The organism is Stenotrophomonas sp. GD03654, from assembly GCF_029845105.1.
Lineage (GTDB): Bacteria > Pseudomonadota > Gammaproteobacteria > Xanthomonadales > Xanthomonadaceae > Stenotrophomonas > Stenotrophomonas africana.
Window position 1 is genome coordinate 62,392 of the sequence record NZ_JAOCLC010000006.1, and the last position, 20,852, is coordinate 83,243.

The 20,852-nt window shown below is 66.7% G+C and carries 19 protein-coding genes; 11 read left to right on the forward strand and 8 right to left on the reverse strand.

The window, feature by feature from the left end; genetic code table 11:
* Nucleotides 1–40: 40 nt before the first annotated feature.
* The gene (locus tag N5J73_RS04080; protein WP_164078521.1) at nucleotides 41–316 is read right to left on the reverse strand and encodes a hypothetical protein; all 276 of its coding nucleotides are present in this window, start codon (nucleotides 314–316) and stop codon (nucleotides 41–43) included.
* Nucleotides 317–2,653 (reverse strand): VapE domain-containing protein, encoded by a 2,337-nt coding sequence (locus N5J73_RS04085; RefSeq protein WP_279940620.1) that lies wholly within the window; start codon nucleotides 2,651–2,653, stop codon nucleotides 317–319.
* 486 nt (nucleotides 2,654–3,139) lie between these two features.
* On the opposite strand from N5J73_RS04085, the gene N5J73_RS04090 reads away from it, so the two are divergent.
* From N5J73_RS04090 to N5J73_RS04110, 5 genes are all read left to right on the forward strand, one after another.
* Nucleotides 3,140–3,364, forward strand: a complete 225-nt coding sequence (locus tag N5J73_RS04090; RefSeq protein WP_005408344.1) for a hypothetical protein — start codon at nucleotides 3,140–3,142, stop codon at nucleotides 3,362–3,364.
* Nucleotides 3,365–3,375: 11 nt separating this feature from the next.
* The gene (locus N5J73_RS04095) at nucleotides 3,376–3,630 is read left to right on the forward strand and encodes a hypothetical protein (RefSeq protein WP_005408345.1); all 255 of its coding nucleotides are present in this window, start codon (nucleotides 3,376–3,378) and stop codon (nucleotides 3,628–3,630) included.
* A gap of 211 nt (nucleotides 3,631–3,841) precedes the next feature.
* On the forward strand, nucleotides 3,842–4,219 hold the full coding sequence (locus N5J73_RS04100) for a DUF2946 family protein (protein ID WP_049444125.1): 378 nt from the start codon (nucleotides 3,842–3,844) through the stop codon (nucleotides 4,217–4,219).
* A gap of 129 nt (nucleotides 4,220–4,348) precedes the next feature.
* Nucleotides 4,349–6,493, forward strand: coding sequence for a TonB-dependent receptor (locus N5J73_RS04105; RefSeq protein ID WP_049444127.1), 2,145 nt, complete (start codon nucleotides 4,349–4,351; stop codon nucleotides 6,491–6,493).
* 11 nt (nucleotides 6,494–6,504) lie between these two features.
* Entirely contained in the window at nucleotides 6,505–8,010 is a 1,506-nt protein-coding gene (locus N5J73_RS04110; RefSeq protein WP_049444129.1) for a PepSY-associated TM helix domain-containing protein, read from the forward strand.
* A 9-nt stretch (nucleotides 8,011–8,019) separates the two neighbouring features.
* Here the strand turns inward: N5J73_RS04110 and N5J73_RS04115 are convergent, their stop codons facing one another.
* Both N5J73_RS04115 and N5J73_RS04120 read right to left on the reverse strand, forming a co-directional pair.
* Nucleotides 8,020–9,153, reverse strand: coding sequence for an MFS transporter (locus N5J73_RS04115; RefSeq protein WP_049444135.1), 1,134 nt, complete (start codon nucleotides 9,151–9,153; stop codon nucleotides 8,020–8,022).
* Nucleotides 9,154–9,164: 11 nt separating this feature from the next.
* The gene (locus tag N5J73_RS04120; RefSeq protein WP_049444139.1) at nucleotides 9,165–9,941 is read right to left on the reverse strand and encodes a DeoR/GlpR family DNA-binding transcription regulator; all 777 of its coding nucleotides are present in this window, start codon (nucleotides 9,939–9,941) and stop codon (nucleotides 9,165–9,167) included.
* A 159-nt stretch (nucleotides 9,942–10,100) separates the two neighbouring features.
* On the opposite strand from N5J73_RS04120, the gene smqnr reads away from it, so the two are divergent.
* The gene (gene smqnr, locus N5J73_RS04125) at nucleotides 10,101–10,748 is read left to right on the forward strand and encodes a SmQnr family pentapeptide repeat protein (RefSeq protein ID WP_049444142.1); all 648 of its coding nucleotides are present in this window, start codon (nucleotides 10,101–10,103) and stop codon (nucleotides 10,746–10,748) included.
* A gap of 3 nt (nucleotides 10,749–10,751) precedes the next feature.
* On the opposite strand, the gene N5J73_RS04130 is transcribed toward smqnr, so the two are convergent.
* Nucleotides 10,752–11,426 (reverse strand): class I SAM-dependent methyltransferase, encoded by a 675-nt coding sequence (locus N5J73_RS04130; RefSeq protein ID WP_049444143.1) that lies wholly within the window; start codon nucleotides 11,424–11,426, stop codon nucleotides 10,752–10,754.
* A 115-nt stretch (nucleotides 11,427–11,541) separates the two neighbouring features.
* On the opposite strand from N5J73_RS04130, the gene N5J73_RS04135 reads away from it, so the two are divergent.
* Complete coding sequence (locus N5J73_RS04135) at nucleotides 11,542–12,018, forward strand: hypothetical protein (RefSeq protein WP_152906640.1); 477 nt, start codon at nucleotides 11,542–11,544, stop codon at nucleotides 12,016–12,018.
* On the opposite strand, the gene N5J73_RS04140 is transcribed toward N5J73_RS04135, so the two are convergent.
* Nucleotides 12,000–13,427 (reverse strand): PLP-dependent aminotransferase family protein, encoded by a 1,428-nt coding sequence (locus N5J73_RS04140; protein ID WP_049444147.1) that lies wholly within the window; start codon nucleotides 13,425–13,427, stop codon nucleotides 12,000–12,002. The two genes, N5J73_RS04135 and N5J73_RS04140, sit on opposite strands and share 19 nt — an antisense overlap.
* Nucleotides 13,428–13,559: 132 nt before the next feature.
* On the opposite strand from N5J73_RS04140, the gene N5J73_RS04145 reads away from it, so the two are divergent.
* Nucleotides 13,560–14,423 (forward strand): DMT family transporter, encoded by an 864-nt coding sequence (locus tag N5J73_RS04145; protein ID WP_049444149.1) that lies wholly within the window; start codon nucleotides 13,560–13,562, stop codon nucleotides 14,421–14,423.
* Here N5J73_RS04145 and N5J73_RS04150 read toward each other — a convergent pair.
* Nucleotides 14,413–15,330, reverse strand: a complete 918-nt coding sequence (locus N5J73_RS04150) for a LysR substrate-binding domain-containing protein (RefSeq protein ID WP_049444198.1) — start codon at nucleotides 15,328–15,330, stop codon at nucleotides 14,413–14,415. The genes N5J73_RS04145 and N5J73_RS04150 overlap by 11 nt on opposite strands.
* A 106-nt stretch (nucleotides 15,331–15,436) precedes the next feature.
* Here N5J73_RS04150 and N5J73_RS04155 point away from each other — a divergent pair, with 106 nt between their 5' ends.
* Complete coding sequence (locus tag N5J73_RS04155; protein WP_049444201.1) at nucleotides 15,437–16,954, forward strand: MFS transporter; 1,518 nt, start codon at nucleotides 15,437–15,439, stop codon at nucleotides 16,952–16,954.
* A gap of 279 nt (nucleotides 16,955–17,233) precedes the next feature.
* Here the strand turns inward: N5J73_RS04155 and N5J73_RS04160 are convergent, their stop codons facing one another.
* On the reverse strand, nucleotides 17,234–17,638 hold the full coding sequence (locus N5J73_RS04160; RefSeq protein WP_049444151.1) for a GFA family protein: 405 nt from the start codon (nucleotides 17,636–17,638) through the stop codon (nucleotides 17,234–17,236).
* Between the two features lie 171 nt (nucleotides 17,639–17,809).
* Between N5J73_RS04160 and N5J73_RS04165 the strand changes: the two genes are divergently transcribed.
* Together N5J73_RS04165 and N5J73_RS04170 are read left to right on the forward strand one after the other, a co-directional pair.
* The gene (locus N5J73_RS04165) at nucleotides 17,810–18,784 is read left to right on the forward strand and encodes a DUF4105 domain-containing protein (RefSeq protein WP_080354795.1); all 975 of its coding nucleotides are present in this window, start codon (nucleotides 17,810–17,812) and stop codon (nucleotides 18,782–18,784) included.
* Nucleotides 18,784–20,808, forward strand: coding sequence for an alpha/beta hydrolase (locus N5J73_RS04170; RefSeq protein WP_049444154.1), 2,025 nt, complete (start codon nucleotides 18,784–18,786; stop codon nucleotides 20,806–20,808). Before N5J73_RS04165 ends, N5J73_RS04170 begins: the two co-directional genes overlap by 1 nt.
* Nucleotides 20,809–20,852 lie beyond the last annotated feature (44 nt).

The window sequence follows — 20,852 nt, forward strand, 5'->3', positions numbered from 1 at the left end:
CAGCCATCTTGCCTCTGTAGATGATCTCAGTCAACACCTTTCATCTACTTTCGTCGTGGCGTGGTCGGCCGGGCGGGCTGGCGGTCCACAGCCGTAATGCCGCTGCTGCCAGGCGCTCACGCTCAACCGCGCCGCGTGCGGCCAGGACACCCTCGAGATACTGCTGGCGATGTCGGCGCGGACTGACCGCCGTCCAGCGCCCGTCGTTGCCCATGCGCCGGTAGCCGTCCAGTTGCAGCAGGCGACGTGCTTCGCAGTGCAGGCGACAGTCGTCGCTGCTGCTGTCAACGTCGCGACCATCATGGATGCGTGGCATCTAGAACGGGCCTGCCGCATGCTCGGCGAGAGTGCGTCTGCGCTCTGGCATCAGCCAGACCTTGGCGCGTTCCTTGCCCACCACGCGGGTGCGTACGCCATGGCGTTTGACCACGTAGGCGGCGGCCTCGTTCACCTCGCGACGGTTGGGCTTGTCGATGCCCACCGCGATGACGATCTCTGTGGCGCGGTAATGCGCGCTCCAGTGTTCGGCAGGGAGCGACCAGTCGAAATGGCGATCGATCAGTTCGGCGATCGGCGAGATGGGTTCGTGCTCGCTGTTGGTGGCATTCAGCGCATCCAGTTCCTCGGCACTCAAGTGCCAGGTCTCGCCGCTGCAGTACAACGCATGGGCCTCTGCCCAGACCTGCTGCATGTCGATCCGCGCCGGTTCGCCCAACGCTACAGCGTGCACGGTCCACCAGCGGGTGTTGCCGGTGGCATCGCGCAGGAAGCGTTCGTCGTTGACACTGGCAAACAGGATGGTGCGCCGTGCATAGCGGGATTCGGTGCGCGCGTAGGGGCGGCGGATCTCGTCATGGCTGCGCGAGATGAATGATTTCAGCGCCGCGATATCGGTACGGCGGAAGGTGGCATCGACTTCGCCCAGTTCGACGATCCACTTGGAGATGACCTGCTTGACGCTGTCCTTGTTGGCCGGATCGAGCACCACCCCGTCAGCGATCAGCTGCAGCTCCGCCGGCGCCAGTTGCCGTGCCCAGCGCGTCTTGCCCAGGTTCTGTTTCGAGACGAACGTCAGTACGCCGCGCGCGACCACGCCATCGGGCTCAAAGGCGGCCGCCACGCCGGAGATCAGCCAGCGCCGCATCAGGACCTCCTTCAGCACGCGGCCGTCGGCCATGCGCGTGGACTGGGCTTCCTGCACGGTGTCGAAGAACGCCTGCAGGCGGGTCTGGCCATCCCACGGCCGTGAGGTGATCCAGCTTGCGACCGGGTTATAGGGATTGGCTTCGGCCACCTGGCACAGGTTGGTCTCGAAGCTGGCGGTGGCCATTCCGGCGCGGTGCATGCAATCCATCACCTCGCCCGCCGCGACTTCCTTGGCGTTGTCCACGGTCGTGTGCAGCCCAGGGACCAGAATCTCCAGATCCTTGCGGATGACGTTGTAGCGCACGGTCACACCGGTACGACGGCACAGCTCGGCCAGGTTGCGGGCCGTTGGCAACGGCCGCCCGCGCGCGCTGGTGTCGGGAAACGGGGTGAAAGCATCGAATGCGGACAGGTTGCCAGGCACCTGGTAACGCGCGCTGGCCGATGACGGCGCATCATCCCCCGCCACGTCGTCGCCTGCTGCGGGCGGTGCGGGAGGCAACAGCTGGGTACGCACGGCATCCAGCCCTTCACGCAGATGCAGGTCGTTGAAGTCGGTAGGATGGTCATCGTCGCCATGCAGCGCGGCGAACTCGGGCCAGGCCACGCGGGCATCGATGTCCGCGGCAGCCTGCGTGGCCAGGGTGACGCCCGGGTTGTCCAGCGGCTGCCGCGTCCACTGATCGTTGTCGGCACACAGCACGAACGATGCGTCCGGCATGGCGCCGCGCCAGGCCCGGGCGACCGCACCAAGGTTGCCTGCATCCCAGGCCACCACCACGCACCAGCCCGTGGCCTGGTGGATGGATCCGGCGGTGGCATAGCCCTCTGCAATGGCGATCGGTTGGCCAGGGGCCGGCTTGCCGATGACATGGAAGCAGCCCTGCTTGCGGCCACCGGAAAGGAAGTCCTTGTCGCGGCCAAGTGCTGGATCCACGCGGGGAAAGATCGCCTGCAACGAGACGATACGGCCCGCGGTGTTCATCACCGGCACCAGCAGGACATTGTCGATATGGCGGAAGACCAGGCCATCGCTGTTGCGCACCGGCCACGGCGCCACACGCAGGCCATGTGCGTGGATGCCCTTGCGTACCAGATAGGGGTGCTGGACGTCGGCGGGAATGGCACGGTTCCACAGCACGTTGGCGGCCTTGGCGGCTGCGTCCTCGCGCTCGCGCTGATGCCGCTCGCGCTCGTTGCGGGCCGCTTCCTGGCGTTGCCGGATGGCGCGCTGCTCGGCCGCACTCAATGCGGTCGGCGATTTCGCGCACCAGGCATGGCGGGTGCCGGTCCGCCAGCTGCCGAACTCGCCGGCCGGCACATGGTCTCCAAACAACACGGCCCACCCGTTGCGCGTGCCACGACGGTCGCCTTCCACATGGAAGCGAACCAGGGTGCCATCGGCATTGAGCGCGTCGCGGCCGCGCGCGTCCGGCACGATGCCGTGCGCGTGCATGGCCTGCAGGAACGCGGGAACGATGTCCTGCGTGGGATGCGGTGTGTGCATTCGACGGAGCCCCTGGGAACGTGGATCGGTCCACGGCGGCCGATGGCGGCCAACGTGCTTCGCAGTGTCTGGCGTGCGCAGGTCACGCAGCGGCCGACCGATGCAGTGCGGTCAGGATGTGATGGGAGGTGGTGGCACGGTCATGGTGTCGGAATGCGGCTTCATTTGCAACACCTTCCAGTACCTTGCATCCCTGGGTGTGCTCAGGCCATCCAGTACGCGTTGGAGTTGCGATGACGTTCGCAGATCGCTGTGGTCGCGCCAATGCGTCGCAGTTGGCGAGAACCGGTTTTCGGATGATGCGATCGCCGTCAGCGACGGCCTTCGTTTCTCTCCACCGCGCCTTCGGGCGCCCATGCACAAGGAGCCCGCATGTTTGAAATCCACTGCAACCGCGAACGCCGATCCGCCGCGGATTCCGCGTCGTTGACGGTCGTTGCGACGTTCTCAATCGGTGCGACCACCCCTCGATAAAATACAACCCGCATGACGGACACCATCGACGAAGCGCAGGAAATGGAAGCGCGCCACCTGCAACGCGCCCTGGCCCAGCACGCAACGCGGGCCAGCAACGTTGCCCCTCTCACTCCCATGGGGGAATGCCACAACCCGGACTGCAGCGAAGACTTCGACAACGATCCGGCAAGGCTGTTCTGTGGGCCTGCCTGTGCCGAGCGTTTCGAAGCCATCCATCAACACCGCAACGCATAGGAACAGGGGACATGTCTCTGAACAGCAACGACGCTGGCTTCACCGAACGCATCGCCGGTTTATCGGCCGAGCTCGCCGTGCTGGTGAGCCTGGTGGAGAACCACATCCATCTGCAGCTGGCTGATCTGGCCGACTCGGGTGATGTGGATGCACAGGAGCGATTCGCGGTAGCCGATCCGGAGCGCTGGTTGGAGAACGCCCGCAACAGCCTGCAGGCGGGTGTCATGTTCCTGGAGCGCGCGGTGCAGCAGCCGGCGCGGTTCTAGTCATCCGGTGCGGGGACGGAAGGGGCCGGCCAGGCTGCCTTCCGTCCCCCTCGGGCAGTGGACGATCTCCTGCGCTGGAGGCTGCGTCATAACGTCGCACCGGCGGCAGGGCAACCCTGAACGTGGTCCAAGGTTGGTCGCAGGCCCGTAGAATGGGCGGGTGCGTCGTTCTGTCCTCCACCGCCGGTTCCAGGCCCTGGCATGGCTAGCCATGCTGCTGGTGCTGCTTGCCCCGCTGGTGAGCCGCTGGCTGGCGCATGGTCACGTTGCAGCGGCTGTGCCGATGGCGGCGATGGATCATTCCCAGCATGCGATGGAGGGCCATCACGGGCACCACGCGATGGCGATGCAGCAGGGCGAGGTCGCGAAGAAGCCGCCCGCCGATCCACACGCCGAGCATGAGATGGGCGTGGACTGCGACTACTGCCTGATCGCCGCGCGGCTGATCACCCTGCTGGTGGCGGCATTGCTGCTGCTGGCACCGGTGGCATCGATATGCCATGCGTTGCGGGGTGCAGTGCAGGCGTTGCCGCAGCGGGTCAGCGGCACATTGGGAGCGCGCGGGCCACCGGCCTTCATGGCTGCCTGAGCCACACGCGCAGTGCATTGACCGTCCTTCCATGAGGTTGCCGGCTACGGCCGGCGCCCGCACGCGCGTGTCTGTCCCTTTCTGATTGCTGCCCCGCCACTGCGGGGTGGCCTTGCATGCCGTGAACAAATGAAAACGAGCCCCAACTCCGCGCGCCTGCGCCGGGCGACGCTGCCTGTCATGTGCGCGTTGCTCCTGCACAGCGCCTCCGTACTTGCCGCCGATGCGGCACCGCCGACCACGCTGGATACCGTACGCGTGATCGACACCCGCAGCGGTGAGCTGTCATCCACCGCCAGCGCAGGCTCTGCGTTGGGCCTCAGCGTGCTGCAGACGCCAGCAAGCCTGACCGTGATCTCGCGCGAACAGCTGGAGCAGCGTGGCGACACCAACCTCAACGATGCGATCAGCCGGGCTGGCGCGATCAGCGCCATGCCGCACCCAGGCAATGGTCTGAGTGCGCTGTCCAGCCGTGGCTTCACCGATGGTGCCTCGGTGATGCGCCTGTACGACGGGCTGCGCCAGTACGGGGGCGTGGGCATCACCTTCCCGTTCGATACCTGGTCGATCGAGCGCATCGAAGTGCTGCGCGGGCCGGCTTCGGTGATCCATGGCGACGGTGCGATCGGCGGCGTGATCAACATCGTGCCGAAGAAGCCCACGCGTGGGGCGATCGAGAACGAGGTCAGCGTAACCGTGGGCAGCGAGGACACCGCGCGCCTGGGCTTCGGCAGCGGCGGTGCGCTGACGCCCGAGCTGGCCTACCGGCTGGATGTGAGTGGCAACTACAGCGGTGGCTGGGTTGATCGCGGGCGCAGCAGTGATGCCACCTTCTCCGGCGCACTGGTGTGGCAGCCACGCACGGATCTGCAGCTGACCCTGACCCATGCGCAGGGCCACCAGAAGCCGATGCGCTACTTCGGTACGCCCCTGGTGGATGGCCGACAGTTGGACGCACTGCGCCACCGCAACTACAACGTGGAAGACAGTGACATCCGCTTTCGTGACCGCTGGACCCAGCTCGATGCACTGTGGACGCCGAACGCGAACGCGAACGTGGAATGGCGCACGCGCGTCTACCAGATCGACAGCCAGCGCGACTGGCGCAATGCCGAGGCCTATGTCTACAACCCGCGAACCGGGTTGATCGACCGTTCGGGCAATACCCAGATCACCCACAACCAGGACCAGACCGGCCTGACCTCGACGCTGCGCGTGCAGGGCAGTGTGGGGGGGCTGCAGAACAATTTTGCCGTAGGCCTGGACGCCAACCGTGCGCACTTCAAGCACACCAACAACACCTACGCCGGCAGCTCTGGCCCGGTCGATCCGTTCCATACGGTGCCGGGGCAGTTCGCCAGCGATGCGCCGAACCTGCCGCGCTATCGCAATGGTGCCGAGCAGTACGCGCTGTTCGTGGAAGACCACCTGACGTTGAGCGAGCGTTGGTCGGTGCTGGGTGGGCTGCGCCATGACCGCGCGCGCATCGAACGCACCGATCTGATCAGCGGCCAGAGAGCATTCTCGAAGACCTACAGCAGCACCGGCTGGCGCGCGGGCACCGTGTTCGCGCTGCAGCCGACGCTGAGCCTCTACGCGCAGTACTCACAGGCGGCGGACCCGGTCAGCGGCCTGCTGATGATCAGCCCGGCCAACGGTGCCTTCGACCTGGCCAAGGGACGGCAGGTCGAGGTGGGCCTGAAGCAGGCGTTCGACGGTGGCGAGTGGACGCTGGCGGCATATCGCATCCGCAAGACCGGGCTGCTCAGCCGCGATCCGCTGGTGCCGGATCGCCGTGTGCAGGTGGGGGCGCAGACCTCGCGTGGTATTGAAGCGTCGTTGAACTGGGCCTTCGCGCCGCGGTGGGCGCTCGATGCCAATGCCACGGTGCTGAAGGCAAAGTTCGATGACTTCCTGGAAACCACCGGTTCGCCCCCGGTGCTGGTCTCACGCGATGGCAATGTGCCGCCGAACGTGGCTGAGCGCCTGGCTAATGTGTGGGTGAGCTGGCAGTTCCTGCCCGACTGGAGCGCGGCCGCAGGCGTGCGTTACGTCGGCAAGCGCTACGCCGACAATGCCAACACCCTGGAACTGCCCGGCTACAGCACCACCGACCTGGCGCTGACCTGGCAGGCGTCACCGCGCACGCGGTTGTCGGCGCGCCTGTTCAATGTGTTCGACAAGGCGTACTACGCCACCGCGTACTACACCAGTACCCAATGGCTGCTGGGACCGGATCGGCGCGTCGAGTTCACCGTCGACCATCGGTTCTGAGGGCACTGGCCATGTCGTTGCGTTCCACTGCCAAGCGCTGGACCTATCTGGTGCACCGCTGGCTGGGCATCGGCGGATGCCTGTTGATGCTGCTGTGGTTCATCAGCGGCATGGTGATGCTGTTCATCGGCTACCCGAAGTTGACGCCCGGCGAGCGGCTGGCAGCGTTGCCGGTGCTGGGTGACGCAGGGGATTGGCGAGGACTGTCAGCGCTGCCAGATGCTGTACAGGCCGAACCGGAAGCCGTGGCCCTGACCACGGTGGGCGGTGAAGCGGCGTATGTAGTGCGCAGCGGCAGCAACGTCGGTGCGTGGTCGGTACGGACCGGCCAGGCGCTGCTGCCGGTTTCCGCCCAGCGCGCCGAAGCGTCGGCCGCGCAGTTCGCCGGTGGGCAGGCCTTCGTTGGGGCGATGCGCGTGGATGAGGACCGCTGGACCCATTCGCGCGCGCTGGATGCGCATCGGCCACTGTACCGGGTCGAGGTGGGCGGCGCGCAGCCGGGGGATGTGTATGTGTCCTCGCACACCGGCGAAGTGGTGCTGGACGCGCCGCGCGTGCAGCAGCACTGGAATTACGTGGGTGCGTGGCTGCACTGGCTGTACTTCCTGCGCATGCAGTCGGTCGATCCGGTGTGGACGTGGGTGGTGATCGTGCTTTCAGCGTTGTGCACGGTGGCGGCAATCAGCGGCATCGTGGTGGGTGTGTGGCGCTGGCGCTTCCGTGGGCACTACCGCACTGGCGCGAAGACGCCGTATGTCGAGCCGTGGATGCGCTGGCACCACCTGATCGGGTTGGTGGCAGCGGCATTCGTGTTCACCTGGATCTTCAGCGGCCTGATGTCGATGAACCCATTGGGCGTCTTCAGCAGCACGCGGGAGGCGATCGACAGCGGACGCTATCGTGGCGGCGCGGCAGCCGTGGATGGAATGCTGGGTGAACCTGCGGCACTGCTGGCGGCGGCGGGTGCCAGGCACTTCAGGCCGGTGGAGATCCAGTGGCGGCGCCTCGGCGGCGAGCTGTTCGCAGTGTTGCTGGATGGACGGGGCGATACCCGCATCGTGTCCAGTGAAGATGGAGAGCTGCAGGTCCTGCGGCAACTGCCTGTGGACTGGCTGCGGCAGAGGGCGCGCGCCATGTCCGATGCGCCGATGCAGGCGTTCGCGGTCCAGCATGCAGCAGATGCGTACTTCTACCCACGTGCACCGGAAGCCATGAATGGTGCAGCCGTACGCCGCTTCCCGGTGGCGGTGGCGGACTTCGGTGATGCCGAGGCGACGCGTGTCTATCTCGACCTGGCCACCGGCGATCCGCTGCTGACGATGGGACATCGCGAGCGTGTCGGGCGCTGGTTGTTCTACTTCCTGCACAGCTGGGACCTGCCGGCGATGCTGCGCTTCGACAGCACCCGGTTGGCGGTTCTGCTGCTGTTGAGCGTTGCGGGTACGGCGTTGTGCGCGACGGCCGTGGTGATTGGCTACCGCCGGTTGCGGATGAAGTTGCGGCCAGGGCGGCGCTGATGTCGCAAACTACATCCGCAGCCAACGGGTAGACACCGCCACAAGCAGCAAGGCCATGGCCACGCCGATGAACGCAGCGATCAGACCGAAGTGGTTGGCGGCGAAACCGATCAGTGCCGGGCCGGCGAGGATGCCGGCAAAACCCAGCGTGGAAACGGCGGTGATCGCCAGCGCGCCGGGCATGCGGTTCTGATGGCCGGCCAGCGAGAACAGCGCCGGCGCGATGTTGGCGCAGCCGAGGCCGACCAGCACGTATCCGGCCAACGACATCTGCCACGGCGTGACCAGGGTCAGCACCAGCACGCCGCTGGCAGCGAGCAGAGCACCGAACACGATCGCGCGCTGGCGTCCCATGCATGAGACCAGTGCATCGCCGAACAGACGGGCGACGGTCATGGTCAGGGTGAAGGTCACATAGCCGATACCGGCGAGGCTGGCGTCGACGCGACGCACATCGCTGAGAAACACCGCGCTCCAGTCCAGCATCGCGCCTTCGCCGAGGAAGGCAACGAAGGCCAGCACGCCGATGAACAGCACGATGCCATGTGGCAGGGCCAGCATCGGTGTGTCGTGCGGCATGCGTTCGCTGTGCCAGTACGTCGCCGACAACAGCATCACCAGCAGCATGGCGCCGACACCGATCAGCACCGATGCCAAGGGCGGCAACTGTGCGGACAGCAGCACGGTCATGGTGGCCGCACCGAGGAAGCCGCCGATGCTGAAGAAGGCATGGAAGCCGGACATCATCACGCGACGCGCCTCGCGCTCGACGATCACTGCCTGTACGTTCATCGTGCAGTCCATCGCGCCCACGGCCGCACCGAACACGAACAGCACCACGCCCAACGTCCAGGCCGAGTCGGCTTGGGCCAGGCCGGGCACGGTCAGGCAGATCAGCAGGCTGCTGGCCACCATCACCCGGCGGCAACCGAGGCGCGCGGCCAGCACGCCGGACAACGGCATCGCCAGCAGCGAACCGGCACCGAGGCAGAGCAGCACCAGCCCCAGCGTGGCGTCGTTGATGTCGGTGCGCGCCTTGGCGAATGGCACCAGCGTGGCCCACAGCGCGGTGGCGAAGCCGGGAATGAAGAACGCAGCGCGGGTCGCGTGCTGTTCGGCACGCGCGCGGTTGGCAAGGTACATGAGCGGTACGGTCAGGGGGGCGTGGGGTGCACCGCGATACCGGCGGCGCGGAAGCGTGCTGCCAGGGCGGGCGGTGCGGTGGTGGTCAGCACCAGGTCGTCAATCTCGTCCAGGCTGGCGATCTGCCAGTTGCCGCGGGCACCGAGCTTTTCAGTGGTAGCGGCAACGATGACGCGGCTGCTGCACGCCACCATCGCGCGCTTCAGCGTGGCTTCTTCCGCATCCATCGCCCACACACCCGTATCGCCGTCCACCGCGCAGGGGCCGGGCAGGTACACATCGGCACGCAGGCGCTGCACCTGGGCCATCGCTTCGGCACCGACCGCACCGCCACCGCTGGCCAGGCGGCCGCCGATCAGCTGCACCGAGGTGCCTTCAAGCAGGCTGGCGGCGGTGGCGATCTGCGGGGCATTGGTGATCACCGTCAGCCCGATAGCGGCCGGCAACTGCTGGGCGATCGCCAGATTGGTCGAGCCGGCATCGATCAGTACGACCTGGCCGGGTTGCAGCAGCGCGCAGACGCGGGCGGAGAGCTCGGCCTTGTCGCCGCGGTCGCGCGTCAGGCGCTCGCGCAGCGGGCGTTCCTTCGGTGGCGGCAATACGGCGCCGCCGTAGACGCGCTGGCACAGGCCCTGGGCGGCGAGTTCGCGCAGGTCGCGGCGGATCGAATCTTCGGAAACGGCATAGCGGCGCGCCAGTTCGGCGGCCACCACGCGGCCCTGCTCGCGCAGTTCCTCGAGGATCTGCCGGGTGCGCTGGGCGGGAAGTGGGCTGGGATCGGAGCTCATGACGCAAGTCTGCACATTCGTGCATAAACATGCAAGAACGTGCATTCGGCATGTGGGGGTGCAAGGCGGCGACGGCCCTGCCGGCGATCTGGGGCCGCGGGCCTTCGGATCGCCTGCGGAGCACGGCATCATGGCGGGGCCCCTGGCATGGAATCCCCGATGTCCCCCACCGTTCACCGCAGGCTGCGCATCGGCGCGGACCAGTACACCGGCCAGAAAGTGGTCGACCAGCAGTTCCACGAATGCGATTTTTCCGGCGCCGACCTGACCGGTACCGAGTTCATCAACTGCAGCTTCTATGACGCCGACACCCGCGCGGGCTGCCGCTTCAATGGCGCCACGCTGAAGGAAGCCGGCTTCCGCAGCTGCGACATCAGCATGTGCCACTTCAGCTTCATCAAGGCGCTGGGCCTGGAGATCAGCGAGTGCCGCGCGCAGGGCGCTGATTTCAGCAACGCCAGCTTCATGAACCAGATCACCACGCGCAGCTGGTTCTGCAGTGCCTTCATCAAGAAGTCGAACCTGCGCTACGCCAATTTTTCGCGGGTGACGCTGGAAAAGTGCGAACTGTGGGAGAACCGCTGGGATGGTGCGAACGTGAGTGGCGCCAGCTTCGCTGGCTCGGACCTGTCCGGTGGCCAGTTCGAAGGCATCGACTGGAACAGCGCCAACTTCACCGACTGCGACCTGACCAACTCCGAGCTGGGCGAGCTGGACCTGCGCAGCACCAATCTGCGCGGCGCCACGCTGGATGTGCAGCAGGTGGCGCTGTTGATGCAGCGCATCGGCATCACGATGGTGCCGTAGGCATCACCCGGCGTAGGCGACCCAGCCCTTGAAGCTGAAGCCCGCGTAGAACAGCTCCACGCCGTCGAAACCTGCCTCCTGCAGCAGGGCGACCTCCTGCTCGGGGGCCAGCAGCGGCAGCCGTTCGGCAATCGCCTCGATCGCGCGTTGTGTGTCGGCGCGGGCAACGCCGGAGGCTTCGGCAAACGCGGCATAGCGTTGCAGCCAGCGCCGCTTGCCGGCCGCGTCCTGCGGCACGCTGTGGTGGGCCACCACCAGTGGCGCACCCGGATGCAGGCGCCTGTGCAGCTCGCGCAGTGTGTGCAGGCGCTGCGCGGTATCAAGGAAGTGCAGGGTCAACAGGCAGCTGGCACCGTCGAAGCGCAGGTCCGGAGCGTCGTCGATGTAGCCTTCCAGCAGCTCCACGCGCGACATCAGCGGGCCCAGTGTCTGCTCGGCCAGGGCGAGCATCGGCGCGGCCGGATCTACCCCCAGCAGCTGCCAGCCCGGTTGCGCTTCGGCAAAGGCCTTCAGCTCCAGCCCGCCGCCGGCACCCAGCACCAGCACGCGGCCCTGTGCGGGAACCCGTTCGGCCAGCAGCAGGCGGCTCATCTGCTGCAGGGCGACAAAGCCCGGCACCTGGCGCAGTGGACCTTCGGCGTAGCGGGCCACCGCCTGCGGATCGGAGAACGAAGACATGCGCGGATTCCTGCTGCGGGGGACATACCACTGTAGCGCGGCGTGCAAGTGGCATTGCATGCTGGTGCTGCTTTGCCTAAGGTGCGCGCCTGCCTGGAGCTGAAGGTCACTGCGAATGGATCACTGCTCACCACCGATGCCGTCGGCCGAGGCTTTTGAGCTGGCGCTGTCGTTGTTGGGGAAGGAGGACGTCGATGAGGGGCGGGCCGAACGGGACCTGGTCGCCGCTGGCATCGATGCCGGGTTTGCGCGCCGTCTGTTGATCTGGCTGCCGGAAGCCTTTGCCATGGCCCTGATCGGGCATATGGAACTGGAGCTGCAGCTGCCGCGTACCTTCAGCGCACACGATGAGCAGGGCTTCCTGCATGAACTTCCGCTGCACTGCGAGCCGATATTCGCGGAGGGTCTTGAGCGTGCCTTGATGATGTATCACCAGGGACCACGCGGCGCCTTCAAGGCGGTCTGTCAGCGCAGTTCGTCGCTCAACGCGGTCGACAATGCCTTGAACGCGGGCGCCGATCTGAAAGGCGCAGTGCTTTCGGGCCCGGAGCTACTGGAAATCCCGGCGGAGACCTATCTGCGGGGCGACTGACCGTCGACACTCTCGGGCAGGTATCCGGCGTGGCGCAGCGCCCGTGCCAGCACCTGCCAGATCCGTGGGTCCTGGCACTGCGAGACGTTGAAGCGCACATAGTCGGCCGCGCGCTGCGATTGGCTGAAGGCGTTGCCCGGAGCCAGCACGATGCCTTCGCGCAGGCATTGCCGTGCCAGCGCAGCGGCGTCGCGGCCATCGGGGAGCTGGCACCAGAGGAACAGGCCGGCTTCCGGCTGCAGCCACGGGCTGATGCCCAGCGTGTGCAGTTTCCGCAGTGTGTTCCGGCGCGCATCAGCCAGGCGCGAGCGTACCGATTGCATGTGGCGGCGATAGCCGCTGTCGGTCAGCGCGATGTGCATCAACTGCATCGCCAGATGGCCGCCGCCGAAGCTGGTGGCCAGCTTCAGATCGGTCAGCGCTTCAATCCAGTCGTGGCGCGTGGCGATGTAGCCGCAACGCGACGCCGCCGACAGCGTCTTGGAGAAGCTGCCGACGTGGATCACCCGCGAAAGCCCGTCCAGCGCAGCAAGGCGCGGTGCCGGCTGCAGTTCGAAGTCGGCGAAGATGTCGTCTTCGATGATGATCAGTTCGCTGCGTTCGGCCAGGCCCAGCAGGCGGTGCGCGGTGCTGGCCGCTAGCACCGCGCCGGTCGGGTTGTGCAGGCCGGAATTGGTGATGTACAGCCGCGGCGAATGTGCCTGCAACGCCTGCGCGAATGCTTCAAGATCCGGGCCGGTGTGCGTGTAGGGCACACCCACCGCCTGCACCTGGTGCGCCTTCAGCAGGGCGTGGTAGTTGAAATAGCTCGGGTCGTCGACCAGCACACAGTCGCCGGGCTTGAGCAGGAAACGGCAGATCAGGTCGACCGCGTGCGTACCGGATTCGGTCAGCAGGATCTGCTCCATCGGTGCGTCGATTCCCAGTGCAGCTGCACGTCGCTGCAGCAGATGGCGCAGCGGTGGAAGGCCGAGCGGGCCGGCGTAGTCGACCAGGTGGGGAGCATCGCCGCGCGCCAGCCGACGCAGGCCTCGGCGCATGCCGTCGTGGTACAGCCAGTCGCTGGGCATCCAGCCGCAGCCCGGCTTGAGGTGCGCGGGCGGTGTTTCCAGCGATTGCCGCGACACCCACAGCGGGTCCACCGCGCGGTCCAGGCGTGGTTCCATCTCGGCCAAGGCAAGCGGTGCGGCCGGTCCACTGACATAGAAGCCGGAACCGGCACGCGCGCTGATCAGCCCTTCAGCGGCAAGGCGCTCGTAGGCTTCGACCACGGTGGAGACCGACACGCCCATCGCCGCCGCCTGCGCGCGTACCGAGGGCAGGCGCGAGCCGGCGCCATCCACCCGCGTGCCGATGCGGGTGCGGACGGTCTGGATGACCGATTCGATACGGGTAAGCGGGCGCGTCATAGTGAAAGTGTGCTGGAAGTGTGGGCAGTACAGTTATTTGAAACTGTACTGGATTGTAGCTGGGGAGCGCGGGCCGCAGGTGCTTCCATGGAGATCCCGCCGGGCACCGCCCGGCACCCCAGGAGTACAGGCGTGGAACGGTCGGCGAGTGGTTGGATCAATGGCTTCATCGGTGTGGTGATCTTTGCGGGCTCGTTGCCGGCCACCCGCCTGGCCGTGCTGCAGCTGGACGCCGGGTTCGTCACCGCCGCACGCGCCACCATCGCCGCCATACTCGGCCTCGGCCTGTTGCTGCTGTTGCGCCAACCCTTTCCGCGACGCAGCGACCTGCCCGGGTTGGCGGTGGTCAGCCTTGGCGTGGTGGTCGGCTTCCCGCTGCTGACCGCGCTTGCCCTGCGCCACGCCTCATCAGCGCACACCATCGTGTTCCTCGGCCTGTTGCCGCTGAGTACTGCGGTGTTCGGCGTACTGCGCGGTGGCGATCGGCCGCGCCCGGCGTTCTGGCTGTTCTCGCTGCTGGGCAGTGCCTGCGTGGTCGGCTATGCCGCGCGCAACGGCATTGAGGCCTCGCTGCAGGCCGACCTGCTGATGCTGGCGGCGATCGTGGTGTGTGGACTGGGCTACGCGGAAGGCGGTCGGCTCGCCCGCCATCTCGGCGGCTGGCAAGTGATCAGCTGGGCGCTGCTGCTGGCACTGCCGGTGATGCTGCCGCTGACGGTGCTGATGCGCCCGCCCTCGTTCGTTGAGGTGGGGGCATCCGCGTGGTGGGCGCTGGGCTACGTGGCGGTGTTCAGCATGCTGCTCGGGTTCCTGTTCTGGTATCGCGGGCTGGCCCAGGGCGGTATCGCCGCGGTCGGCCAGCTGCAGCTGCTGCAACCGTTCTTCGGCCTGGCGCTGGCTGCGCTGTTGCTGCATGAAGCGGTCAGCGTCAGCATGGTGCTGGTGACCGTGGTCGCGGTGATCTGCGTCGCCGGCGCGCGCCGTTTCAGCCGCTGAACACAAACGGGGACGGAGCGTCGCGGAAAAGGTGTGCGGCAGCATAATCGATGAACACCCGCAGGCGTGCACTGGGATGGCGCCCACCGGGCCATAGCAGCGAGAACTGCCCCGGGTGCGTGGGCAGTGCAGGCAGCACCTGTTGCAGACGGCCATCGGCCAGCGCGTCGGCTGCGAGGAAGTCAGGCATCCAGGCCAGGCCCATGCAACCGATCGCAGCGGCCAGCACGGCCTCCATGTTGTTGCATGTCATCGCCGTGGGAAGGCGCGCTCCGGCATCGCGTTCGATGCCCGGCAGCTGCCACGGGTGCAGTTTTCCGGTGGTGGGGTAACGGAAGCGCAGCGCGGTATGCAGGCGCAGGTCGCCCACATCGCCGGGAGTACCGTGCGCCTGCAGGTAACCAGGCGCCGCACAGAGCACGAAACGAAACCCGCCCAGCCGCCGTGCGGTGAGGCTGGAATCGGCCAGTTCACCGCTGCGTATCACCGCATCCAGGCCTTCGCTGACCACATCAACGATGCGGTCGTTGAAGTCCAGTTCCAGCTGCACCTGCGGGTAGCGCTGCTGGAACCCCGGCAGTACCGGCAACAGGAAGCGGTAGCCGATGGTGGGCAGGCCGATACGCAGCAGTCCACTGGGTGCGTGCTGGCGCTGCGCCAGGTCGGCCTGAGCTTCGGAAAGCTCGTCCAGCGCACGCCGGCAGCGCTGCAGCAGCAGTTCGCCTTCGTCGGTGAGGTGCACGCGACGGGTGGTGCGCTGGAACAGGCGCGTGCCGAGTTCCTGTTCAAGGCGGGCGATGCGCTTGCCGACCGCCGACGCGGACAGGCCGAGTACACGTGCAGCACCAACGATGCTGCCGGCCTCCGCGGTGCGGACGAAGGCGAGCAGGGCAGAGATGGAGTCCATGTAGTCATGATTGCGGAACATCTGGCTGTAATCAATGTCCATCCAGCCTGTTTTTCAGGAATAGCGGCCTGCCCATCATCAATACCCCTGATGGATGGAGGCCCGCATGGTCCCGGTTTCGATGCTCCCCTTACCTGTCAAGGCGCAGCAGCGCTGGACCCTGCTTGCCGTCTGCCTGGCCGCACTTGCGTTGCCGTTGTCCTTCTCGGCCGGTGCGGTGGCGGTGCCCGCGCTGGCCCGTTCCGCGGCGTCGTCGCCCACGGCGCTGGCCTGGGTGACCAACGCCTTCATGCTCACCTTCGGCAGCTTGTTGCTTGCTGCCGGTGGCCTGGCCGACCGCTATGGTCGACGACGATTGTTCCTGCTGGGCACGGCGGGTTTCACCATCGCCACGGTTGTCGTCTACCTTGCTCCCACGCTGCTCTGGCTGGATCTGGCGCGCGGGTTGCAGGGCGTTGCCGCCGCAGCGGCGTTGGCATCCGGCACGGCGCTGCTGGCACAAGCCTGGCAGGGGCCGGCGCGTGCCCGGGTCTTTGCGCTGCTGGGCACGACGTTCGGCACAGGGCTGGCGTTGGGGCCGCTGCTCGCGGGCCTGCTGCTGCAGGCGTTGGGATGGCGCAGTGTGTTCGCCGCGGGCGGCGTGCTGACGTTGACCGCCTTCGCATTGGGCGCGCGCGCGTTGCCTGAAAGCCATGGCGAACGCGGGCGGCTGGATGTTGGCGGCATGCTGGGCTTCAGCCTGATGCTGGCGGCGTTGACGCTGGCTCTGCTGTGGCTGGGTGAATTTGGCCTGCATGCCATGCGCGTGCAACTGGCGCTGCTGGCGACGCTGTTGCTGGGCGGGGTGTTCGTCTGCATCGAACGACGGCACCGCTCACCGTTGCTGGACCTCTCGTTGTTCGCGCAACCGGCGTTCCTGGGTGTCCAGCTGCTGCCAGTCGCGACTTGTTTCGGCTACGTGGTGCTGCTGGTGGTACTGCCTCTGCAGTTGCTGGGCGTGCATGGACAGAGCACGACATTGGTCGGGCTGCAGATGCTGGCCTTGTCTGCGCCGATGCTGGCGCTGCCCTTGCTGGCCGCGCGCTGGGCGGAGCGCGTGGGAAGTGCGCGGCTTTGCACGTTGGGACTGCTGGTCTGTGCCTTTGGCCTGTACCTGCTGTCGCGGCAGGCATCGCACCCGTCGCCGTCTCAGTGGGTACCGTTGCTGATGCTGGTCGGCGCCGGGACGGCGTTGCCGTGGGGCTTGATGGATGGGCTGTCGGTCAGCGTGGTACCGGTGCAGCGTGCGGGCATGGCCGCCGGCATCTTCGGAACCGTGCGGGTGGCGGGCGAGGGCATTGCACTGGCCGCGGTGACGGCCTTGCTTGCGCTGTTGATCGGTCATCAGCTGCAGGGAGCATCGCCGGCATCGCTGGCGCGTGCCGGTGCCTATCTGGCCACGGGGGCATGGGAACAGGCGCAGGCACTGCTACCGGCGATGAGCCGCATGCAGCTGCAGCACGCCAGTAGTGAGGCGCTGGCAACACTGCTGCGTGTACTGGCGCTGCTGACCGCCGCATGTGCTGTGTTGTTGCACCTGTTGCTGCGGAAACGTAAAGACGCGTTGGTCGGGCGTACTGCGTAGCAGGCTCATCGCCCGCCTTCGCCGTCATCCCGTTGTCGTGTCCCGCTCACGCAGCCTATGCCCACCCGGGTCTAGGCTTGGTCGTCCCCGTCCCCCACGGAGACCTGCCATGTGGCTGCTCGATCATCTCTGGCCTGGCCGTAGACCTCTGCCTCCCCCGGTCACGGTCCAGGCGCAGGCCACACCGCGCCGGCCGTGGCTGAAGCGGCCCGCGCGGGCTGGCCGCAGTGGCATGGCACCGTGGCAGAAGGTTGCCGCACCACCACGGCGCACGCGTCACTAGGCTAGTCGGTCGGCGGGGTGGTTGACCCCGTCGTTCACCGGAATGATGCCCAGTGCAAACGGGTCGATGCCTTCCAGGCAGGCCACGTTGTACCCGAACTGGTCAGGGTTGGAGCGGCGCCGGTGGTGGGTGTAGATGCCACACACACCGCAGAAGTAGTGCTCGGCCACATGGGTGTTGAACTGGTACTTCTGCAGGTGATGCTGCCCGCGTACCACCTGCAGGCCCTGGCGGGTGACGCTGGCGGCAATGGCGCCACGGCGCCGGCACATCGAGCAGTCGCAGCGGCGGGGATCGACGATGCCGTCCGGCAGGTCCAGCAGCAGCTCGACCGTGCCGCAGTGGCAGGTCGCACGGTGCTGGGGTTGGACCGGAACGCCGGCCACGGAAGTGATGCCCATCGTTGCTCCTGTGAGGTGAACCTGGCCGCAGAGGCCGCCGCCGACGGTGCGCCGGCCTGCCTGAACGGGCCGTAGATGCCACGGTGAACCCGCTTGTGGCTAACTATGCGGCTTCAAGACCGCGACAGGATGCCAGTGAAAGCCGCAGGACGATGGATGACAGGAAGTGTCATGGCGCTGCTGGCGCTGTGGGTGACTGGGCTGCTGGCCTATCAGTTGCCGGGGCCGGGCTGGCTGGCCACCGGCGTCGCCGGGCTGTGGCTGCTGGTTGCGCTGTGGGCGTCGTGGCGGGTCGCGCGGGGCCGTGCCTCGCGCCGCCTGGGTCTGGCGTTCGGGGCATCGCTGGCACTGGCCGGCCTGTGGTGGCTGCTGCTGACCCCGCGCCAGGACCGGTTGTGGGCCGATGACGTGGCCCAGCGCCTGCACGTGGTGTCCTTCGATGGCCGCCACGTCGTGCTGGACAACGTGCGTGACTTCAGCTGGCGGACCGAAACCGACTACGACGCACACTGGGTACGCCGCGAGTACGACCTGGACCAGCTGCGCTCGGCCGACCTGGTGCTGTCGTACTGGATGGGCCCGGCGATCGCCCACACCCTGATCTCGTTCGGCTTCGAGGATGGACGCCACGTGGTGTTTTCGCTGGAGATCCGCAAGGAGCGCGGTGAGTCGTTCTCGGCGCTGGGCGGCTTCTTCCGCAAGTTCGAGATGACCCTGGTGGCTTCGGAGGAGACCGACATCATCCGCACCCGCACCAACGCCCGTGGCGAACATGTCTACCTGTACCGCCTGCACGGCATGGACCGCGCGCAGCTGAAGGAACTGTTCGCTGCGTATATCGCGCAGGCGCGCGAGCTGGATGCGAAGCCGGGCTTCTACAACACGCTGACCAGCAACTGCACGACCATCGTCTTCGACCTGGCCCGGCATATCGCACCGCGCCTGCCGCTGGATTACCGCCTGCTGCTGTCCGGTTACCTGGCCGAGTACGCGCAGGAGGTCGGTGCGCTCACGCCGGGTGTGCCGTACACCGAACTGCATGCCAAGGGCCGCATCACCCAGCGCGCGCTGGATCTCGGTGATGGCGCCAATTTCTCCACCGTAATCCGCCAGGGCGTGCCCGGCACCGAGCAGGACCCGCAGTAATGACCCAACTCTTTCTGACCCGCTGGCAGCGCCTGCTGCCGGTGTTGTTCGCCGCCTTCCTGCTGCTGGGAAGCAGCGGCTGCGCGATGGTCACCGTCAAGCAGGTCAAATCCAGCGATTCGCTGGTCAACAAGCGCGCGGATGTGCTCAACACCGGCAAGCTCAGCCCGGCCGCGCGTGAAACGCTCAGCGCAGCGGGCCTGGACGAATCGCAGTGCGAGAAGGACTTCCTGGTCTGCCGCAGCACACTGCTGATGACCGACGACCTCAACGTCGAACAGCGCCTGTCGGCATTGTCCGAGTTGTGGGTGAAGGCCGCGCTGGCGCTGACGCCGAAGAAGACCGCTGCCGGTGATCCGCCGATGAGCGATGCGGCGCTGGATGCGTGGCTGGAGGCCGCGCGCTATGCGTACGCGTACCTGTTCTACAGCGGCCGCTCGCCGTCCGATCGTGCCTTCGAGGACCGGCAGACACAGGTGCGTGACTACTACAACTACGCGGCCGAAAAGGCGGCAGTGGTGTTGTTCGTGCGCGCGCGTGCCGCTGCACTGGCCGGCGAGGACTATACGAAGCCGATCACGGTTGGCAGCTGGTCGCTGGCGTCCAACTACCAGCAGCTGGGTCTGAAGAGCATTCCCGCGCAGCTGGTTCCGGCCGGCACCGTCAGCTTTGTCGGCCTGCGCAGCACCTATCGCCGCGATGGCTTCGGTGCCGAGCTGGTGATGGTGATGGATCCGCCGAAGCTGGTCGCACCGGTGATCGCGCCGGATGGCCCGAAGGCCGAAACCACGCAGGACGACGAGAACGACGAGCGTCGTGGCCGCCGCCATCGCCATGACGATTCGGTGCCCGAGTTCAGTGAGATGTCCTCAATCAACGTCACTGCGCTGCTGCGGTTCGAAGGCAGCAGCCTGGAAGACGTGATGCGCACGCGCCGGGTCGAGCTCGATGCCTATTCGCCGGAAGCCACCGAGCGCATCACCCTGCACGGCGAGCAGGTGCCGCTGGCCGGCAACTTCACTGCCGCCTACGGCCTGTGGCTGGCGCAGAGTGGCTTCGCCCGGCAGTCGCTGCGCACCCTGTTCGGCATGAGCGAGGGCATCGGCGAACCGCACATCTACCTGATGCAGCCGTGGGACCCCAACCGCCGCATCATCTTCATGCTGCACGGCCTGGCCAGCAGCCCGGAAGCCTGGGTGAACCTGGCCAACGAGATTATGGGCGACCCCGAGCTGCGCCAGCAGTTCCAGGTGTGGCAGGTCTATTACCCGACCAATGCACCGATCGCGCTGAACCGCTACGAGATCGCCAATGCGTTCAACGACACGCTGAAGCATTTTGATCCCAACGGCAGTACGCCTGCATCGAAGGACATGGTCTACATCGGCCACAGCATGGGCGGCGTACTGGCCCGGCTGCTGGTGAGCGATTCGGGCGACGTACTGTGGAACGACCTGTTGGCCAACTACGATCTGAAGGGTGAACGGTTGAAGCGGGTGCAGAACAAGCTGGGGCCGCTGCTGCATTTCAAGGCACAGCCGAACGTGGAGCGTGCGATCTTCATCGCTGCCCCGCACCAGGGCACCGATATCGCCGGCAACAAGGTCGGGCGCCTGATCGGGCGCCTGGTACGCCTGCCGCTGACCATCCTCGGCAAGTTCGAGGATGTATTCATGGCGCTGGCACAGGCCGAGCAGCAGGTCGACGGCACCGCCAAGCCGAAGATCCCGAACAGCATCGACAACCTCAAGGCCAGCGATCCGTTCGTGAAGGCCGCCGCACAGTTGCCGATCGAAGCCGGCCTGAAGTACCACTCGATCATCGCCCAGCGCAAACCGGAGCTGCCGGTGCAGAAGTCCGATGACGGGCTGGTGCCGTACTGGAGCGCGCACCTGCCGGGTGCGTTGTCGGAGAAGGTGATCATTTCCGGCCACAGTGTGCAGGAGACCCCGCAGGCAGTGCTGGAAGTGCGGCGCATCCTGCACCGGGACATTGATGATGTGGGAGCCGACAGAACACCCTGACCGCTGCGTTCGCCGGGCGTGGCCCGGCGGAATCCCTCCGGCGG

Coding starts and splice junctions, on each gene's coding strand:
- N5J73_RS04140 (WP_049444147.1), bottom strand. CDS start 13,427: ATGACGCGCCCGCTTACCCGTATCGAATCGGTCATCCAGACCGTCCGC.
- N5J73_RS04105 (WP_049444127.1), top strand. CDS start 4,349: ATGAAAACGAGCCCCAACTCCGCGCGCCTGCGCCGGGCGACGCTGCCT.
- N5J73_RS04120 (WP_049444139.1), bottom strand. CDS start 9,941: ATGAGCTCCGATCCCAGCCCACTTCCCGCCCAGCGCACCCGGCAGATC.
- N5J73_RS04150 (WP_049444198.1), bottom strand. CDS start 15,330: ATGGACTCCATCTCTGCCCTGCTCGCCTTCGTCCGCACCGCGGAGGCC.
- N5J73_RS04100 (WP_049444125.1), top strand. CDS start 3,842: ATGCTGCTGGTGCTGCTTGCCCCGCTGGTGAGCCGCTGGCTGGCGCAT.
- N5J73_RS04170 (WP_049444154.1), top strand. CDS start 18,784: ATGACCCAACTCTTTCTGACCCGCTGGCAGCGCCTGCTGCCGGTGTTG.
- N5J73_RS04165 (WP_080354795.1), top strand. CDS start 17,810: ATGGCGCTGCTGGCGCTGTGGGTGACTGGGCTGCTGGCCTATCAGTTG.
- N5J73_RS04135 (WP_152906640.1), top strand. CDS start 11,542: ATGGATCACTGCTCACCACCGATGCCGTCGGCCGAGGCTTTTGAGCTG.
- N5J73_RS04110 (WP_049444129.1), top strand. CDS start 6,505: ATGTCGTTGCGTTCCACTGCCAAGCGCTGGACCTATCTGGTGCACCGC.
- N5J73_RS04095 (WP_005408345.1), top strand. CDS start 3,376: ATGTCTCTGAACAGCAACGACGCTGGCTTCACCGAACGCATCGCCGGT.
- N5J73_RS04160 (WP_049444151.1), bottom strand. CDS start 17,638: ATGGGCATCACTTCCGTGGCCGGCGTTCCGGTCCAACCCCAGCACCGT.
- smqnr (WP_049444142.1), top strand. CDS start 10,101: ATGTCCCCCACCGTTCACCGCAGGCTGCGCATCGGCGCGGACCAGTAC.
- N5J73_RS04155 (WP_049444201.1), top strand. CDS start 15,437: ATGGTCCCGGTTTCGATGCTCCCCTTACCTGTCAAGGCGCAGCAGCGC.
- N5J73_RS04090 (WP_005408344.1), top strand. CDS start 3,140: ATGACGGACACCATCGACGAAGCGCAGGAAATGGAAGCGCGCCACCTG.
- N5J73_RS04115 (WP_049444135.1), bottom strand. CDS start 9,153: ATGTACCTTGCCAACCGCGCGCGTGCCGAACAGCACGCGACCCGCGCT.
- N5J73_RS04130 (WP_049444143.1), bottom strand. CDS start 11,426: ATGTCTTCGTTCTCCGATCCGCAGGCGGTGGCCCGCTACGCCGAAGGT.
- N5J73_RS04085 (WP_279940620.1), bottom strand. CDS start 2,653: ATGCACACACCGCATCCCACGCAGGACATCGTTCCCGCGTTCCTGCAG.
- N5J73_RS04080 (WP_164078521.1), bottom strand. CDS start 316: ATGCCACGCATCCATGATGGTCGCGACGTTGACAGCAGCAGCGACGAC.